Annotated in this window: 16 protein-coding genes; 11 read left to right on the plus strand and 5 right to left on the minus strand. The window is 69.2% G+C overall.

All coding sequences use genetic code 11. The annotated features are described in order from the left end of the window. The first annotated feature begins 5 nt into the window (after nt 1-5). From IFR14_RS14990 to IFR14_RS15015, 6 genes are all read left to right on the plus strand, one after another. Complete coding sequence (locus IFR14_RS14990; protein ID WP_056013507.1) at nt 6-887, plus strand: carbohydrate ABC transporter permease; 882 nt, start codon at nt 6-8, stop codon at nt 885-887. After that, nucleotides 884-1,798 carry a carbohydrate ABC transporter permease gene (locus IFR14_RS14995; RefSeq protein WP_191941555.1) on the plus strand — a complete coding sequence of 305 codons (915 nt, stop codon included), beginning with the start codon at nt 884-886 and terminating at the stop codon, nt 1,796-1,798. The genes IFR14_RS14990 and IFR14_RS14995 overlap by 4 nt, the downstream gene beginning before the upstream one ends. Beyond that, nucleotides 1,795-2,835, plus strand: a complete 1,041-nt coding sequence (locus IFR14_RS15000; protein WP_121294009.1) for a LacI family DNA-binding transcriptional regulator — start codon at nt 1,795-1,797, stop codon at nt 2,833-2,835. Before IFR14_RS14995 ends, IFR14_RS15000 begins: the two co-directional genes overlap by 4 nt. 10 nt (nt 2,836-2,845) lie before the next feature. Next, nucleotides 2,846-4,288: a GH32 C-terminal domain-containing protein gene (locus IFR14_RS15005; RefSeq protein ID WP_191941556.1), complete on the plus strand. Its 1,443-nt coding sequence runs from the start codon at nt 2,846-2,848 to the stop codon at nt 4,286-4,288. An 82-nt stretch (nt 4,289-4,370) separates the two neighbouring features. Then, nucleotides 4,371-5,948, plus strand: coding sequence for a glycoside hydrolase family 32 protein (locus tag IFR14_RS15010; RefSeq protein ID WP_191941557.1), 1,578 nt, complete (start codon nt 4,371-4,373; stop codon nt 5,946-5,948). Nucleotides 5,949-5,983: 35 nt separating this feature from the next. Next, nucleotides 5,984-6,571: a DUF1349 domain-containing protein gene (locus IFR14_RS15015; RefSeq protein WP_191941558.1), complete on the plus strand. Its 588-nt coding sequence runs from the start codon at nt 5,984-5,986 to the stop codon at nt 6,569-6,571. On the opposite strand, the gene IFR14_RS15020 is transcribed toward IFR14_RS15015, so the two are convergent. Next, on the minus strand, nt 6,525-7,532 hold the full coding sequence (locus tag IFR14_RS15020) for a helix-turn-helix transcriptional regulator (RefSeq protein WP_191941559.1): 1,008 nt from the start codon (nt 7,530-7,532) through the stop codon (nt 6,525-6,527). The genes IFR14_RS15015 and IFR14_RS15020 overlap by 47 nt on opposite strands. Nucleotides 7,533-7,630: 98 nt before the next feature. Here IFR14_RS15020 and IFR14_RS15025 point away from each other — a divergent pair, with 98 nt between their 5' ends. Continuing rightward, nucleotides 7,631-8,089, plus strand: a complete 459-nt coding sequence (locus tag IFR14_RS15025) for a VOC family protein (protein WP_191941560.1) — start codon at nt 7,631-7,633, stop codon at nt 8,087-8,089. A gap of 88 nt (nt 8,090-8,177) precedes the next feature. Here the strand turns inward: IFR14_RS15025 and IFR14_RS15030 are convergent, their stop codons facing one another. Then, nucleotides 8,178-8,768 carry a DUF805 domain-containing protein gene (locus IFR14_RS15030; RefSeq protein WP_191941561.1) on the minus strand — a complete coding sequence of 197 codons (591 nt, stop codon included), beginning with the start codon at nt 8,766-8,768 and terminating at the stop codon, nt 8,178-8,180. A 545-nt stretch (nt 8,769-9,313) separates the two neighbouring features. Here IFR14_RS15030 and IFR14_RS15035 point away from each other — a divergent pair. After that, complete coding sequence (locus tag IFR14_RS15035) at nt 9,314-10,585, plus strand: HNH endonuclease signature motif containing protein (RefSeq protein ID WP_191941562.1); 1,272 nt, start codon at nt 9,314-9,316, stop codon at nt 10,583-10,585. A gap of 594 nt (nt 10,586-11,179) precedes the next feature. Then, entirely contained in the window at nt 11,180-12,580 is a 1,401-nt protein-coding gene (locus IFR14_RS15040; RefSeq protein WP_249407029.1) for a BNR-4 repeat-containing protein, read from the plus strand. Nucleotides 12,581-12,587: 7 nt separating this feature from the next. Here the strand turns inward: IFR14_RS15040 and IFR14_RS15045 are convergent, their stop codons facing one another. Continuing rightward, complete coding sequence (locus IFR14_RS15045) at nt 12,588-12,899, minus strand: GNAT family N-acetyltransferase (protein WP_137243500.1); 312 nt, start codon at nt 12,897-12,899, stop codon at nt 12,588-12,590. Nucleotides 12,900-13,077: 178 nt separating this feature from the next. Between IFR14_RS15045 and IFR14_RS15050 the strand changes: the two genes are divergently transcribed. After that, a complete protein-coding gene (locus tag IFR14_RS15050; RefSeq protein WP_137243501.1) occupies nt 13,078-14,346 on the plus strand; it encodes an ammonium transporter in 1,269 nt (422 codons plus the stop codon). A 46-nt stretch (nt 14,347-14,392) separates the two neighbouring features. Continuing rightward, on the plus strand, nt 14,393-15,016 hold the full coding sequence (locus IFR14_RS15055) for a hypothetical protein (protein WP_137243502.1): 624 nt from the start codon (nt 14,393-14,395) through the stop codon (nt 15,014-15,016). Here IFR14_RS15055 and IFR14_RS15060 read toward each other — a convergent pair. Together IFR14_RS15060 and IFR14_RS15065 are read right to left on the minus strand one after the other, a co-directional pair. After that, nucleotides 15,007-15,525: a DUF3592 domain-containing protein gene (locus IFR14_RS15060; RefSeq protein WP_191941563.1), complete on the minus strand. Its 519-nt coding sequence runs from the start codon at nt 15,523-15,525 to the stop codon at nt 15,007-15,009. The genes IFR14_RS15055 and IFR14_RS15060 overlap by 10 nt on opposite strands. A 24-nt stretch (nt 15,526-15,549) precedes the next feature. After that, nucleotides 15,550-16,050 (minus strand): DUF4188 domain-containing protein, encoded by a 501-nt coding sequence (locus tag IFR14_RS15065; protein ID WP_191941564.1) that lies wholly within the window; start codon nt 16,048-16,050, stop codon nt 15,550-15,552. Nucleotides 16,051-16,059: the final 9 nt, after the last annotated feature.

The following is a 16,059-nucleotide window of genomic DNA, read 5'->3' on the forward strand; positions in this document are numbered from 1 at the left end:
CCTCGATGCTGCCCCGCCGGTCGACCCTGTCGGTGCTCGTGTTCCTCGTGCCGCCGCTCGTCCTCTACGGTGTGGCGGTGCTGCTGCCGATCGTGCAGTCGCTGTTCCTCAGCCTCTTCTCGTGGGACGGCATCACGGACATGGCGTTCGTCGGACTCGACAACTACGTCAAGATGCTCACGCGTGACGACGTCTTCTGGACCTCCTTCGGCAACGCCCTCGGCTACCTCGCGATCTGTCTGGTGCTCCAGCTCGGCGGCGCGCTCCTCGTCGCCGGGCTGCTCACGGCCCTCCCCCGGGCCCGCGAGCTCGTCAAGACGCTGTACCTCCTGCCTGCCGTCATCTCGACGGTCGCGATCGCCATCCTGTTCCAGCGGTTGTACGCCCTCGAGCCGGTCGGGCTGATCAACCAGCTGCTCGCGTGGGTCGGCCTCGGCGACCTCCAGACGGCCTGGCTGTCGAACGTGCAGACGGTCCTCGCGGCCGTGTCGATCCCCGAGGGCTGGCGGTTCACCGGCCTGTACATGCTCATCATCTACGCCGCCCTCATGGCCGTGCCCCGCGACCTCGAGGAGGCCGCCAGGCTGGACGGCGCCTCCTGGTGGCAGATCTTCTGGCGGATCCGCTTCCCGTACATCCGGCCGGTGTGGATCACGACGACGGTCATGGCGACGACCTTCGCCCTCCGCGGCTTCGACATCCCGTACCTGCTGACGAACGGCGGGCCCGGTCAGTCGTCCGAGCTGCTGACCACGTACATGTACAAGACGGCGTTCGTCCACACGGACTACGGCTACGCCAGCGCGATCTCCATGTTCATCGTCGTCGAGTGTCTCGTCGCCGTCGGCCTCATCTTCCTGCTGCTCCGACGGAAGGACAAGTCATGACCGCCACCCTCCCAGCCCGGCCGACCGAAGCCGTCGCGCCCCCGGCGGCGCCGGCACCGAAGCGGAAGCCCCGGCACACCCCGCGCGTGCGGGTGCAGCGGACGATCCTCACCGTGACCGTCGTCGCGATCGTGCTCGTCCAGGTCTACCCGCTCGTCTGGTTGCTGCTCACGAGCTTCCGGACGGCGGCGGACTTCGCCGGTGGCAACCCCTTCGCGCTGCCGTCCGAGTGGACACTCGACAACTACGCGCGGGCGTTCTCGACCGGCAACCTCGGGCTCAACATCGTCAACAGCCTGATCGTCACCCTCGGGTCGAGTGCCCTGATCGTCATCGCCGGCATGATGGCGGCGTACGCGCTCCAGGTCCTCGGGTTCCGGTTCAGCGGGCTCGTCCGCGGTCTGTTCCTCCTCGGCATCATCGTGCCCGTGCAGATCGCGCTCGTCCCCCTGTTCATCGACTACTCGCAGGTCGGCCTGCTCGACACCCACCTGTCGATGATCATCCCGCTGGCGGCGTTCGCCCTGCCGATGGCGGTCTACCTGTTCTCGTCGTTCTACGAGTACATCCCGAGGGAGATGTACGAGGCCGCGTCGCTCGACGGGGCGGGTCCGTACCGGATCTTCGGCCAGATCACCTTCCCGCTCTCGGTCAACACGATCATCACCGTCGTGCTCGTCAACAGCATCTTCATCTGGAACGACTTCATCTTCGCGAACACCTTCGTGCTCTCCGACGGATTGAAGACCATCCCGCTCGGCCTGCAGAACTACATCGGGGCGATGGGGAACACTGATTGGACGGCGACGTTCGCCGCCGTCTGCGTCACGGTCACACCGCTGCTGTTGGTGTTCCTCGTGTTGAACAAAGCGATGATCAGCGGCCTCGAGAGCGGAGCGACCAAGGGATGAGCAGCACCGACCAGCCGAAGCCCGGCTCAGACCACCCGAAGAACACCTCGGGCATCACGATGCGCGACGTCGCGAAGGCCGCCGGCGTCTCCGTGGCGACCGTCTCCCACGTCGTCAACGACAAGCCGGGGTCGCGGATCGGCGAAGACGCCAAGCGTCGGGTGCACGAGGCGGTGGCGGAGCTCGGCTACCGGCCGAACGCCCTCGCGAAGACGCTGTCCCAGGGGCACTCCCGGTTCATCGGCCTCGTCGCCGACGCGATCGCGACGACCCCGTTCGCCGGCCAGATCATCCACGGCGCCCAGGACGAGGCGTGGCGCCACGGCTACGTCCTGCTCGTCGCCAACACCGACGGCAACACGGCCGCCGAGGAGGAGGCCATCGCGATGATGCTCGAGCACCAGGTCCGCGGGATCCTCTACTCGACCTGGTTCCACCACGAGATCACCGTGCCGGAGGCGCTCCTCCAGACCGACACCGTGCTCGTCGACTGCTACGCCGCCGGCAGCGGGCTCCCGGCCGTCGTCCCCGACGAGGAGCAGGGCGGGCGGACCGCGACCGAGGCGCTGCTCGCGGCCGGTCACCGACGGATCGCGTTCGTCAACACGACGACCCCCTCACCGGCACAGACCGGCCGGCTCGCCGGGTACCGATCGGCGTTGCAGGCGGCGGGGGTGGCGTTCGACGACGCCCTCGTGTTCCCGGCCTCACCAGAGCAGGAGGGCGGGTACGCGGCGACCGCCGAGGTCGTCGACTCGGGCGCCACCGCGGTGTTCTGCCACAACGACCGTGTAGCGATGGGCCTCTATGACGGCCTGCGCGAGCGCGGACTGCGGATCCCCGACGACATGGCCGTCATGGGGTTCGACAACCAGGACGTCATCGCCGCCCACCTCCGGCCACCGCTGTCGACGGTCGCCCTCCCCCACTACGAGCTCGGGGCGGCCGGTGTCCGTCGGCTGCTCGGTCTCGACGCCGCGCTGCCCGCCGGGCCGCAGCTCATCGCCTGCCCGGCCGTCCCGCGTCACTCCGTCTGAGGGCGCGACCGTGCACGACGAACAGCACGCCCTTCCACGGCCCGGCTTCCACCTGACGCCCGAGCGGAACTGGATGAACGACCCGAACGGCCTGGTCTTCCACCGCGGGCGGTGGCACGCGTTCTTCCAGTACAACCCGGAGGGTGGCGACTGGGGCAACATGAGCTGGGGTCACGCGTCGAGCGTCGACCTGCAGCACTGGGACGAGCATCCGGTCGCCCTGCGGTACAGCGCCGAGGAGCAGGTGTACTCGGGATCGGTGGTCGCCGCGGGTCCCGGCGGACGCCTCACGGCGTACTACACGAGCGTGTCCACCGACGGTCGGCAGGCGCAGTCCCGGGCGACCAGTGATGACGACGGGCTCACCTGGCAGCGCGACCCGGACAACCCGATCCTCGACCGCGGCTCGCACGCGTTCCGGGACCCGAAGATCATCCGGTATGAGGACGCCGCGGGCTTCCGTTGGATCATGCTGACGGTGGAAGCCGTGGAGCGTCAGGTCCTCGTGTACTCCTCCACCGACCTCCGAACCTGGGAGCACGTCAGCACCGTCGGTCCGTTCGGTCCCACCGGCGTCGTGTGGGAGTGCCCCGACCTCATCCCGCTCGCGGTCGACGGCCGCCCGGACGAGCTCCGGTGGGTCCTGCTCCTCAGCACCAACCCGATCGGCGACGCGCAGGACCCGGACGGATCGTCGATGAGCTATCTCGTCGGCGACTTCGACGGCACGGCGTTCACGCCTGAGCGGGCAGAGCTGCAGCGGCTCGACCACGGTCGGGACTTCTACGCGGCGGTCGGGTTCGACGGCGCTCCGGACGGCGAAGCGGTGATCCTCGGCTGGATGAGCAATTGGCGCTACGCGGCCGACCTGCCCGCCTCGCCGTGGCGGGGCGCGATGTCGCTCCCCAGACGCCTGTCCTTGACCACGGTCGACGGCCAGCCGCGACTCGTGCAGGAGCCGCCGGCCTTCGTCCGGGAACGACTGGCCGCGATCGAACCGACGACCGTCGCCCTGTCCTCGGACGCCGTCGACCTGGCGCTCGATGGCGACGGCGTAGTCGAGTTGCGCTGGGATCCGTCGATCACGGGTGAGCTGCGGCTCCGACTGACGGCCGACACCGGCGGAGCGGTCCTCATCGTCCACGACCCGGCGGCGGCGTCACTCTCCGTCGCCCGGTCGGGCGGTGCCATGGACACGGTGCACCCCGACTTCGCCTCGACGAGCATCGTCCCGCTCGCCGGTGACCGTCCGGCGCGGCTCCTCCTCAGCCTCGACGGCCCGCTGCTCGAGCTGTTCGTCGACGGCGGTCTCGCCACCGTCTCCGACCTCGTCCTCCTGGGGAGCGGACGACCGACGCTGACCGTCGCGAGCGAACGCGCCAGTCCCGTCTCGGTGGCCGTCACCGTCCTCGACCGGGTGCCAGCCACCGACCAGGCGCACGCGCCCGCCTGAGCAGTCCTCCACCGCACGATCCAGCACCATCCCCGCCACGGGTGCCTTCGGCGCGCCCGTGGCACCGACGAAAGGAACCGCAATGACGCACGACCTCTCCCGCCGGACCGTCCTCCAGGGCGCCGGCCTCGGGGCGCTCGCCCTGTTCGCGAGTGCCGGCACACCCCTCGCCGCACAGGCGCAGACCACCGCACAGGCGCAGGCCTCCCTCAGATCGGTGTTCCACATGACGCCGCCGTCGGGGTGGCTCTGCGACCCGCAACGACCGGTGTTCACGAACGGCGCGTACCAGCTGTACTACCTGCACTCCGGCCAGAACAACGGCCCGGGCGGTTGGGATCACGCGACGACGACCGACGGCGTCGCCTTCACCCACCACGGGACCGTCATGCCGCTGCAACCGGACTTCCCGGTGTGGTCGGGATCCGCCGTCGTCGACACCGCGAACACCGCCGGTTTCGGGGCGGGCGCGGTCATCGCCCTCGCGACGCAGCCCACGGACGGCGTCCGGAAGTTCCAGGAGCAGTACCTCTACTGGTCGACGGACGGCGGCTTCACGTTCACGATGCTCCCCGACCCGGTGATCGTGAACACCGACGGACGTGCGGCCCAGACCACGGCGGAGATCGAGAACGCCGAATGGTTCCGGGACCCGAAGGTCCACTGGGACGCGGCCAGGAACGAATGGGTGTGCGTCATCGGCCGGGCGCGCTACGCGGCCTTCTACACCTCGCCCGACCTCACGACGTGGCAGCTGCAGCACAACTTCGACTTCCCGAACCACGACCTCGGCGGCATCGAGTGCCCGGACCTGTTCCAGATGCGAGCGGGTGACGGCAGCTGGCACTGGGTGCTGGGCGCCAGCATGGACGCCTACTCGATCGGCCTGCCGATGACCTACGCCTACTGGACGGGCACCTGGGACGGGACGCGGTTCACGGCCGACGACCTCACCCCGCAGTGGTTGGACTGGGGCTGGGACTGGTACGCCGCCGTCACCTGGCCGAAGGCGGAGTCGCCCGACGACCGCCGGCTCGCGATCGCCTGGATGAACAACTGGAAGTACGCGGCCCGCGACGTCCCCACCGACGCCTCGGACGGCTACAACGGCCAGAACTCCGTCGTCCGGGAGCTGCGACTCGAGGCCCAGTCCGGTGGTCGGTACAGCCTGCTCAGCTCACCCGTGGACGCCCTGGCCGGGTATGCGACCTCGACTGTCTCCCTCCCGGACCAGACGGTCACCGGGAGCGCCGTCCTGCCTTGGAGCGGCCGGGCGTACGAGATCGAGCTCGACCTCACCTGGGACACCGCGACCAACGTCGGTCTCTCCGTCGGGCGCTCGGCGGACGGCTCCCGACACACCAACATCGGGAAGGCCGGGGCCGAGCTCTACGTCGACCGCGCACCGTCCGACCTGGCCGGCTTCTCGCTGCTGCCGTACACGCGTGCCGCAGCACCGATCGACGCGGCTGCACGCTCGGTCCACCTGCGGGTCTTCGTCGACACGCAGAGCGTCGAGGTCTTCGTCGACGCCGGTCACACCGTCGTCTCGCAGCAGGTGCACTTCGCCGAGGGCGACACGGGGATCTCGCTCTACTCCGATGGCGGGCCGCTGACCGCCTCGGGGATCACGATCCGCGAGTTCGGCACGGCGATCTGAGGCGAGCGCACGCATCCATACGTCAGGATGGACGGATGGATCTCCAGAGCCTTGTCGAACACGGACGTTGGACGACGGCCCCTGCGGCGGTGACGACGGAGCCGGACGGTTCCCTGCTCGTCACCGCCGTCGAGGGCAGTGACGCCTGGCGGCACACCTCCTACGGTTTCGTCCACGACACGGAGCATGCGCTGATCGCGCCGATGCAGCGACGGGCGGCGATCGAGGTGTCGTTCGTCCTCGACGGCTCCGAGCAGTTCGATCAGGCCGGTGTGTTCCTCCGCGCCTCCGAAGCGACGTGGATCAAGGCCGGGGTCGAGGTGTCCGACGGGGTCGCCCAGCTCGGCGCGGTCGTCACGCACGGCACCTCCGACTGGTCGGTGGCACCGGTCCCCGACTGGCTCGGACGAACGGTGACCGTGCGCGCGAGCCGCGACGGCGACGCCGTCACCGTGCGCGCACGGGTGGACGACGAGGGCTGGCGACTGGTCCGCGTCGCCCACCTCGACCCGGAGGCCGACGTCGAGGCGGGACTCTTCTGCGCGGCCCCGACGCGCGCCGGTCTCACGGTCCGGTTCACCGCGGTGCGTCTCGGTCCGCCGGACGACGCGCTCCACGGCTGACGGTCTGCGCGGTCGTGGCATTGCGCTCCGCGAGCTGCGCGAACGCGGTGACGAGCTCGGACGGCTCGACGACGTCGATGTCGGAGTCGAAGCGGTTCAGGGAGGCGGCGAGCGCCACCCACGACCACGCGCCGGCGGTGTAGCGCGTGCGGTCCGGGCCGAGGGGCTCGGCGGTGCCGTCGCCCACGAACGGTCGGACCGCCTCGAACGGCAGGTGGAGCACGACGGTGCCGATACAGGGCCAGGCGTCGGTCTGCTCGGATCCCTTGAACCTCGCCGCCACGAACGTCTGCACATCTCCACCTGGCAACTCACGCGGACGGAATCGCGGCCCGGTCGGCGTCCTCGGCGCGATGCGGTCGGCGCGGAAGATCCGCCAGTCGTCGCGGTCGAGGTCCCAGGCCACGAGGTACCAGCGCCCCTGGGAGGTGACCAGGTGGTGTGGCTCGACGCGCCGGGGAGGTACCGGATCGTCGTCGGATCGCCCGAACCGGAGCACCTCCCGCGCGCTGATGGCGGCGGACAGCGCGAGGAGGACCGGCACGGCCACCTGCGGGGTCGGTCCGTTGCCTGAGCGAGGCACCGAGGTGACGTCGAGGGCGTCGAGTCGATGCCGCAGCCGCGACGGCAGGACCTGTCTCACGGTCGTGAGTGCTCGGAGCGCGGGCTCCTCGAACCCGGATCCCGCGACGGCGGCGGTCTGGAGGGCCATGGTGAGCGCGACGATCTGCTCGTCATCGAAGAGCAGCGGCGGGAGCTCGCTCCCGGCGTCGAGATGGTACCCGCCGTCCGGCCCCATCGTGGCCTCGATGCGATACCCCATCTCGCGGAGCCGGTCGACGTCGCGTCGGATCGTGCGGTGACTGACGTCCAGCCGGTCGGCGAGCAGGGCACCCGGCCAGTCGCGCCGCGCCTGCAGGAGCGAGAGCAACTGCAGGAGTCGGGAGGTCGGTGAGGCCATGGTGCGAGCGTAGTCCGAGTGCAGGACACAAGCTGTCCTAGACGCTTGGGACAGTGGTGCTCGACCGGGAGGAGCCCGGCACGACTCGAGGAGCACACATGAGCATCACGACCACGACCCACCTCAACTTCCAGGGAGACGCCCGCGCTGCGCTGGAGTTCTACCAGTCCGTCTTCGGCGGGCGGACGACGATCGCGAGCTACAGCGACTTCGGGATGCCGAAGGACGCCCCGGGTGCCGACCTGGTCGTCTTCGGTCAGGTCGAATCCGAGGACGGCTTCCGGGTGATGGCGTACGACAGCCCGGGAGCTCCGGCGGCGTCACTGATCGGCACTGGAACGACCCGCCGCGAGCACGGGACGACGGTCACCGAGCAGTCCTGTTTCGTCGCGGTGCGTGGCGAGACGCTCGCGGAGGTCGAGGTGTTCTGGAACCGACTCGTCGTCGGAGGTTCGGTCGTCGAGGAGCTCGCCGCATCCGCCTGGAGCCCCGGCTTCGGCATGGTGACGGACCGGTTCGGCGTCACGTGGGTGCTCGACGTCGCGGCGGCCGGCTGAGGCGTCCACGCACGTCCTGCGGGACAGAGAACGGGCCAGTGAGGACGATTGCGTCCACACCGGCCCGTTCCGGTCGTCAGGTTGCGACTCAGCGCACTGTGTCGAACCGCTGGCCCTCAGGCTTCGAGGGCAGGAGGAAGAGGACGAACAGGATGAGGCCGCCGACCGACGGGATGAGCGAGAGGAAGTAGAACGGGCCGGGGAAGTTGGCGTCGTGCAGGCGGCGCCAGGCGATGGCCAGGTTCGGGACGATGGTCGCCAGCCAGATGAGGCCGAGGAGCACCAGCCCGGTCAGGATCAAGGGAGCGGCTCCGGGGATCTCGAGGATGCCGGGCTGGGTGTAGTACGTCTTGGAACTGGTGATGCCGTCGAACACGACCGGCTCACGCTGCGCGGCGGCCGACACGGACCCGATCACGACACCCGTGATGAAGAGGATGTTGGGGATGAGCGCGACGAGGAAGACGAACAGCGTGGCCCACCAGTACTCGCTCCGCGAGGCGCGGCCGGTGAAGGTCGCGTACTTGCGGAGGTAGCGCTTGATGGCCTGCGGGAAGGTCGCCCCGTAGAGCGGGAGCGTCAGATCCTCCGGCGAGGCGGCGCCGCGGATCGGAGCGGGCGCGTACGGCTGCCCGTACGTCGGCGTCGCGGGGTATTCGGGGGTGGTGTTGGAACTCATGGCGTCTTTCGATCGAGGTACACGTTACTGAGATCCTGGCATAACACTGGACTACTCAAGTACAACTTGCGCGACCGACCGACTTCGGGCATGCTCCGCGGCATTGTTCCCGGTCCCTGAGCCTGTCGAAGGGCACCCGAGGAACCACGCGCTCCGGTGATCTCCTCCCGGTCCCCGAGTCCGTCGAAGGGCACACGAGGAACCTCTGCACTTCGACAGGCTCGGTGACCAGGAGCGGCATGCCGGACCACTCCCGTCCGGGAGGAACCTCGTCCGCTCCCTGAGCCTGTCGAAGGGCACACGAGCGACCGCCCGAATCCGGTGATCCTCCACCGCTCCCTGAGCTTGTCGAAGGGCACACGAGCAACCTCCCGAATCCGGTGATCCTCCACCGCTCCCTGAGCCTGTCGAAGGGCACACGAGCGACCGCCCGAATCCGGTGATCCTCCACCGCTCCCTGAGCCTGTCGAAGGGCACACGAGAATCTCCCACAGCCGCTCCGACTCACCATCTGGAATGTCAGTGGTCCATGGTGGACTGGTTCCATGACCGAGACCACCCTCACCGCGACCCGCGTCGGCGATGACTACGCCGCGCAGCTGGCGGAGTTCTCGGACGAGTGGACTGAGATCCACCGGCAGCAGGCCGTCCTCGACGCACGCAAGGCGCGCCTCCTCGCCCGCTCCGCCGCCTATGCGGACGCGTTCGCAGACGCCACGGTCCCCGCGATCTTCCCGCCGGCCGAGCGCCGGGCGCTCTCTCGCCGGTCGACCTGCGCGGCTCTCGCGATGGCGACCCGAATACCGGAGCGGACGATCCAACGGGCGACCAACGACGCCGAGCGCCTCGTGAACGACGCACCAACCGTACTCGCGTCACTGGAGGCCGGCCGCATCTCGGCGCGGCATGCGCAGGTGATCACCGACCAGCTCTGCGACGTCCCTGCTGCTGGGCGGGCGGTGTTCCTCGAGCAGGTGCTGCCGGTCGCCGAGAGTGCGACCGTCTCGTACCTCCGGCAACACGCCCGTGTCCTGCGCGAGCGCCTCCACCCCGAATCGATCACCGCCCGAGCGGTCCGCTCCGAGGCCGACCGCCGGGTCGAGTTCGAACCGGCCGCCGATGGCATGGCCTGGGTGCACCTGTTCACCACCGCGCCCATCGCGCAGGGCATCGCCGAGCGGATCGAGGCGGCCGCGGCGGAGTCACGTAACGCCGGTGACACCCGCACGTGCGCCCAGCTGCAGGCAGATGCCCTGGCGGCGCTCGCACTCACTGGCGTGACTCCGGAAGATGTGATGTCGAGCCCGGTGCTCCCACACCCGATCGAGGTCCAGGAGCATATCAAGCCCACGGTGCAGATCACGGTCCCGGCGCTCAGCATGGCCGGCGTCTCCGACGCACCCGGCATGCTCGACGGCTACGGTCCGATCGATCCCGAGACCGCCGCCCGGCTCGCGGTCAATGCACCGAGCTTCACCAGGATCCTCGTCCAGCCGGAAACCGGCGCGGTCTTGTCGGTCGGGCGGAATCAGTACCGGGTTCCCGCTGACCTCCAACGGGCGGTGCGACTTCGGGACGGCACCTGTCGGGCGCCAGGCTGCGGCAGGCGAGCCCGAGCGTGTGACCTCGACCATTCGGTCGCCTGGCAGGACGGCGGCGCAACAGATGTCGGCAATCTCGCCTGCCTGTGTCGACATCACCACCGGATGAAGCACCTCCCCGGCTGGAACCTCGACCATCGGCCCGGCGGGGTCCTCGACTGGACAACACCCGATGGGAAGCAGTATCGGACGGAACCGGATCCCGCACCGTTCTGACTTGCCTCGGCGTACGCAGATCGAAGGGTTCCTCGTGGGCACTTCGACAAGCTCAGTGAGCGGGAGAGATGTGCCCGGAACGACGAGGAGTCCTCGTGGGCACTTCGACAAGCTCAGTGAGCGGGAAAGGTGTGCCCGGAACGATGAGGCGTCCTCGTGGGCACTTCGACAAGCTCAGTGACCGGGAGAGATGTGCCCGGAACGACGAGGAGTCCTCGTGGGCACTTCGACAAGCTCAGTGACCGGGAAAGGTGTGCCCGGAACGATGAGGCGTCCTCGTGGGCACTTCGACAAGCTCAGTGAGCGGGAGAGGTGCGCCCGGAACGATGAGGCGTCCTCGTGGGCACTTCGACAGGCTCAGTGACCGGAGAAGGTCCACCGGGAACGCCTGGGTCCCTGAGCCTGTCGAAGGGCAGCTGGGTCGTGACACCTCGGTGAGCCGGAGACACTCACCGGGAACGATTCGGTCCCTGAGCCTGTCGAAGGGCAGCTGGGTCGTGACACCTCGGTGACCGGAGGAGGCCCACCAGGGGTGCGCCCGGCCCCTCTGCCGGCCAGAGCGCGCTCCGAGCCGCACCACGTCTGGGAAAGCGCTTGCCGAGCGCCGCCCGCACCGGTAACCTCGTCCGGAACCCCACCCGGAAGGTCGCGATGCTGCGCCGAAACGACACCTCCACCATGCCGATCGTCGTCAACGACAACGCCGCCTGGTGCTGGTTCCAGGACGAGCGCGCACTCGTCGATCCGACCTCGAACCTCCTCGTCGTCGGCTCGATCGCGTCGACGGGCGGCGTCGACGGCGAGCAGCGCGGCGGCAACGTCGAGGTCACCGTCGTCGACCTCCGCACCGGCACGGCCGACATCGTCGTCCTACACGAACGCCTCGAGTCCGACGACCACGACGTCCCGGCCCTCTGGCGGCGGCGCGACGGGCGCTGGCTCGCGATGTACACCCGCCACAAGACCGACGACCTCACCCGCTGGCGCATCAGCGAACCACACGACCCACGCCGCTGGGGGCCCGAGCACACGTTCGATTGGAGCGCCCACACCGGCGGACTCGGCGTGACCTACTCGAACCTCCACGAACTCGACGGCCGCCTGTACTGCTTCGCCCGCGCCGTCAACGACGACCAGTGCGCGCTCGTGTCGGACGACGACGGCGACACCTGGAACTACGCCGGCAAGCTGTTCACGCGGCCGAAGGTCGGCTACGTCAACGGCTACACGCGCTACGTCTCCTCCCCCGGTCGCATCGACCTCATCACCACCGACCACCACCCGCGCGACTACGACAACAGCGTCTACCACGGCTTCCTCGACGCCGACGGGCTCCACCGAACCGACGGCGCCGTCGTCGACCCGCATCCGTTGCGTGGCGACGCACCCTCGCAGGTCGAGCTCACCACCCTCGTCGCCGCCGGCTCACGAATGCCCGACGGCGCCAGCTGGGCCGGCGACCGACTCTCCCACTGCTGGACCGTCGACGTGCGACGAGCCCCCGACGGCACCGTGGCCGCCGTCGTCTCCGCCCGCGCCGACGACGGACCAGCGCATCCGGACGAGGCGACCGAACGACTCCGGCCCGTCCTGGACCACCGGTTCCTCTTCGCCCGCCTCACGCCCGGCGGCTCCTGGCAGGTACACCCACTCGCCCTCGCCGGCCCCGGCCTCCTCCCGCACGAGCAGGACTACACCGGACTCGTGGCGATCGACCCGGACGACCTCGACTCACTCTACGTCTCGACGCCGATCGATCCCCGAGACGACCAACCGCTCGCCCACCACGAGATCTTTCACGGTCACACCGACGACGACGGGGCGACCTGGGCCTGGACGCCCGTCACAGAGGACTCCGACGTCGACAACCTGCGGCCGATCGTCGCACCCGGCGACCCCTCGGCCGTCTCGCTCCTCTGGTTCCGCGGGGACATGGCGAGCTCGCAGGGCTACCGGTGCGAGGCCGTCCTGCTCCGGCTGCCACGCACCGGGTGACGACCGGTCACTCGGGCCAGGACACCTCGCCACTGAAGTCCGGGTGCTTACGGAGGTAGGCCTGGATGAAGGGGCAGTACGGCACGATCGTCAGTCCTCGCTCGACCGCATCGTCGAGCGCCGCGGCGGCGAGGACGCTGCCGAGCCCCTGCCCGCCGAAGTCGGGATCGATCTCGGTGTGGGTGAACAGGATGCGACCAGGTTCCTCCCGGTACCCGGCGATCCCGGCGACGCGCTCCCCCACTCTGATCTCGTACTCGTGACGCTCGTCGTTGCGGACGACCTGTGGGCCGTCCTCGGGTGTGCTCGATGTCGACATCGGGGCTCCCTTCCGTTCGTCCCCCACTGTACGTCGAGCGATCCGTCATGTGCTGTTTACGCAGCGGCCGATTCCGCAACGTGCCGGAAACACGCGCACAGGCCATCGGAAACACGCCGGTGTCACGCTGGGCGCACCCGACGCGCTCCAGCCGCGTCCCTGCGGAGAGGCACCTCGAATGGATCAAGGAAACACAGCGTTCATCCTGATATCAGCGGCACTCGTGCTGCTCATGACACCAGGGCTCGCGTTCTTCTACGGCGGCCTGGTCAAGGCGAAGAGCGTCATCAGCATGATGATGATGAGCTTCGGCGCACTCGGCCTCATCGGCGTCCTCTGGGTGCTCTACGGGTACGCGATCGCGTTCCCCGGCTCCGAAGGCACCGTCGCCCCCTGGGCGATCGACACCGGGAACATCGGTCTGACCGCCGCCCTCGAGACGCCTGAGGGAGCGGCCTACCCGCCACTCGCCTTCGTCGCCTTCCAGGCCACCTTCGCGATCATCACCGTCGCCCTCGTCTCCGGCGCCATCGCCGACCGCGCGAAGTTCGGCTCCTGGATGATCTTCGCCGGCATCTGGGCGACCGTCGTCTACTTCCCGGTCGCGAGCTGGGTGTTCAACTTCGGCCTCGCCGACGACGGCAGCTTCGCCTACGGCGGTTGGATCACGCACGGCCTGCAGGACGTCTTCGGCGTCGGCGTCATCGACTTCGCCGGTGGTACCGCGGTCCACATCAACGCCGGTGCGGCAGCGCTCGCCCTCGCGCTCGTCCTCGGTCGTCGTGTCGGATTCAAGAAGGGCGCCTACGTCCCCCACAACCCGCCGTTCGTCCTCCTCGGCGCCGGTCTCCTCTGGTTCGGCTGGTTCGGGTTCAACGCCGGTTCGGAACTGGCGGCCGACGGCACCGCGGCACTCGTGTTCGTCAACACCATCGCGGCCCCGGCAGCAGCCCTGCTCGCCTGGCTCGTCGTCGAGAAGATCAAGGACGGCAAGCCGACCTCCGTCGGTGCCGCGTCGGGTGCCGTCGCCGGTCTCGTCGCCATCACCCCGGCGTGCGGTTCGCTGCACCCGATCTGGGCCATCGTCCTCGGTGTCGTCGCCGGCGCGGTCTGTGCGCTCGCGATCGACCTGAAGTTCAAGCTCGGCTTCGACGACTCGCTCGACGTCGTGGGCATCCACCTCGTCGGTGGTCTCATCGGCACCCTGTACCTCGGCTTCTTCGCCAACGGCACCGGCCTCTTCATGGGTGGTGACGCTTCGCAGCTGCTCGTCCAGGCGATCGCCGCGTTCGCCGTCCTCATCTACTCCTTCGTGCTCGCCTTCATCATCGGCTTCGCGATCGAGAAGACGATCGGGTTCCGCGTGAAGAACGAGGACGAGATCGCCGGCATCGACACCGTGGTCCACGGCGAAGAGGGCTACATCCTCGTCGACGACAAGGCCTGATCCACCGATCTGAACGACCTGCCCGACCCGACCCGACGAGGACGAGATGCGCGGAGCAGCTGGACCCGAACCGGCTGCCACCCCCGCTCATCTCGTCCTCGTCGACGTCGCGTCACGACCACCGGCCGACCCGGGCCCGCCCCGGCTCGTCCGGTTCGCCGACCTCGTGCGGCAACCACTCGACCGCGGCCGAGGTAGCGTGCGAGACGTCTGGACGAGCACCGACGTCGACCGCCGCATCCGCTGGCGCCTGCAGGTCGTCGAGCTCCGTGACGCCGCCGGACTCATCGCCGCTCCCGACGACATGAACCACGCGATCGTCGGCTTCGCCGGCCCACAGGTCGCGGTCCGCGCGGGCGGGAACGAGCTGAACGGCCCCGGACGCATCCTGCACCGCGATGAGGTCCTGACCGTGCGCGAATCCTCGGTGCGCCTCTCGAGACCGCGGCTGCGGGCTTCGGGGTCGAGCTCGATGATCCTGTTGAGTTACAGCACCTCGGAGGACCCTCCGACGCTGAACTTCGAGCAGCCGGACACCGCGCACGATCCCGCCGACGGCCTGCGGATCACCCTTGCCCTGCGCGGTCCGATCCGGCGCGGCGAGGGCGAGGTGCCGCAGGGTGCCGCCCTCGTCTCTGCGCCGTTCGCCGTTCCGCCGCGCTACCGCTGACCGGCGGAAGCCTGGATCGCCGCACGGCGCGCCTGTGCACGCTCCGACCTGCCACGGGCGGCCATCACCAGCATCATGACGCCTGACCCCCCGAGGATGACGGTGAGGACCGCTCCGAGGCCCGTCATCCACTCGCCCTCGCCCCCATAGCCCTCGACGCCCGCCGCCCCCGGGTCTGTCGCCCGGTACACGATCACGACCTCGTCGCCGACGGACGGCCGGTCGCTGATGTCCCAGGACTCCCACACCGAGTGCACGACGTCGTCGGTGGACCGGTAGTCGACCCGGAAGTCCAGGTCGGAGGCCTCGACACCGTCCTGCACCTCGGTGATCGTGCCGGTGGTGCGCGTCCCCGTCTCCAGCAACTGGTCGTCCGCCAGCCGGAGGCCGACGCCGATCGCGATCATCACCGGACCGACGAGCAGCATGCCCAGGATCAGCGCGACGACGCCGAGACGGTTGCGGGTGGGATGCGACGCCGCGGCGGCAGGTTGCTTCTGGAGGTCCACCCGCCCATCTCAACACACGAGCGGTCAGGCCGACGCCTCCGACGCACCGGTCCGGCCGTCGGCGAACCGCTGTCGCGCGTGCTGCTGCCGCGACCCGACGGGCACCGCCTCGGTCGCCGCGGGCAGCCCCATGGACGGGGTCGAGACGTAGATGCTCTCGGCGCGATCGACGAGGAACGTCTCGTGCCAGACGCCGACGGCCTTCGGCGCGGACCGGGCGCGCTTGTTGAACCGAGACCAGGCAGGCCGATGGGCGGAGGCCGGCGCTGACGCGTAGGCGTAGAGCTTGTCGATCGACGACCAGTACTGGACGAGGTACGGGCCGCTGGAACCGATCAGGATGTGCGAACCGAGGAGCCCGGACTCCGGGTCGGACATGAGCTCCTGCAGCATGCGCGGCATGTCACCGAAGATCGGGAGCCACTTGTCCACCCGCCACCACTGGTTGATGGTCATCCCGATGTGGAACACGACGAGCTCACCCTCGTGACGATGAGTGATTCGGCCGACGACGACGCGTGACATAGACTGCTC

Origin of the sequence: Plantibacter sp. CFBP 8775, from assembly GCF_014839505.1 — a bacterium.
GTDB classification, from domain to species: Bacteria; Actinomycetota; Actinomycetes; order Actinomycetales; family Microbacteriaceae; genus Plantibacter; species Plantibacter auratus.

What these genes read in the sequence shown, in the direction of transcription:
- IFR14_RS14990 (WP_056013507.1), top strand. Translation starts at nt 6, where the DNA reads ATGCTGCCCCGCCGGTCGACCCTGTCGGTGCTCGTGTTCCTCGTGCCG.
- IFR14_RS14995 (WP_191941555.1), top strand. Translation starts at nt 884, where the DNA reads ATGACCGCCACCCTCCCAGCCCGGCCGACCGAAGCCGTCGCGCCCCCG.
- IFR14_RS15000 (WP_121294009.1), top strand. Translation starts at nt 1,795, where the DNA reads ATGAGCAGCACCGACCAGCCGAAGCCCGGCTCAGACCACCCGAAGAAC.
- IFR14_RS15010 (WP_191941557.1), top strand. Translation starts at nt 4,371, where the DNA reads ATGACGCACGACCTCTCCCGCCGGACCGTCCTCCAGGGCGCCGGCCTC.
- IFR14_RS15015 (WP_191941558.1), top strand. Translation starts at nt 5,984, where the DNA reads ATGGATCTCCAGAGCCTTGTCGAACACGGACGTTGGACGACGGCCCCT.
- IFR14_RS15020 (WP_191941559.1), bottom strand. Translation starts at nt 7,532, where the DNA reads ATGGCCTCACCGACCTCCCGACTCCTGCAGTTGCTCTCGCTCCTGCAG.
- IFR14_RS15025 (WP_191941560.1), top strand. Translation starts at nt 7,631, where the DNA reads ATGAGCATCACGACCACGACCCACCTCAACTTCCAGGGAGACGCCCGC.
- IFR14_RS15030 (WP_191941561.1), bottom strand. Translation starts at nt 8,768, where the DNA reads ATGAGTTCCAACACCACCCCCGAATACCCCGCGACGCCGACGTACGGG.
- IFR14_RS15035 (WP_191941562.1), top strand. Translation starts at nt 9,314, where the DNA reads ATGACCGAGACCACCCTCACCGCGACCCGCGTCGGCGATGACTACGCC.
- IFR14_RS15045 (WP_137243500.1), bottom strand. Translation starts at nt 12,899, where the DNA reads ATGTCGACATCGAGCACACCCGAGGACGGCCCACAGGTCGTCCGCAAC.
- IFR14_RS15050 (WP_137243501.1), top strand. Translation starts at nt 13,078, where the DNA reads ATGGATCAAGGAAACACAGCGTTCATCCTGATATCAGCGGCACTCGTG.
- IFR14_RS15055 (WP_137243502.1), top strand. Translation starts at nt 14,393, where the DNA reads ATGCGCGGAGCAGCTGGACCCGAACCGGCTGCCACCCCCGCTCATCTC.
- IFR14_RS15065 (WP_191941564.1), bottom strand. Translation starts at nt 16,050, where the DNA reads ATGTCACGCGTCGTCGTCGGCCGAATCACTCATCGTCACGAGGGTGAG.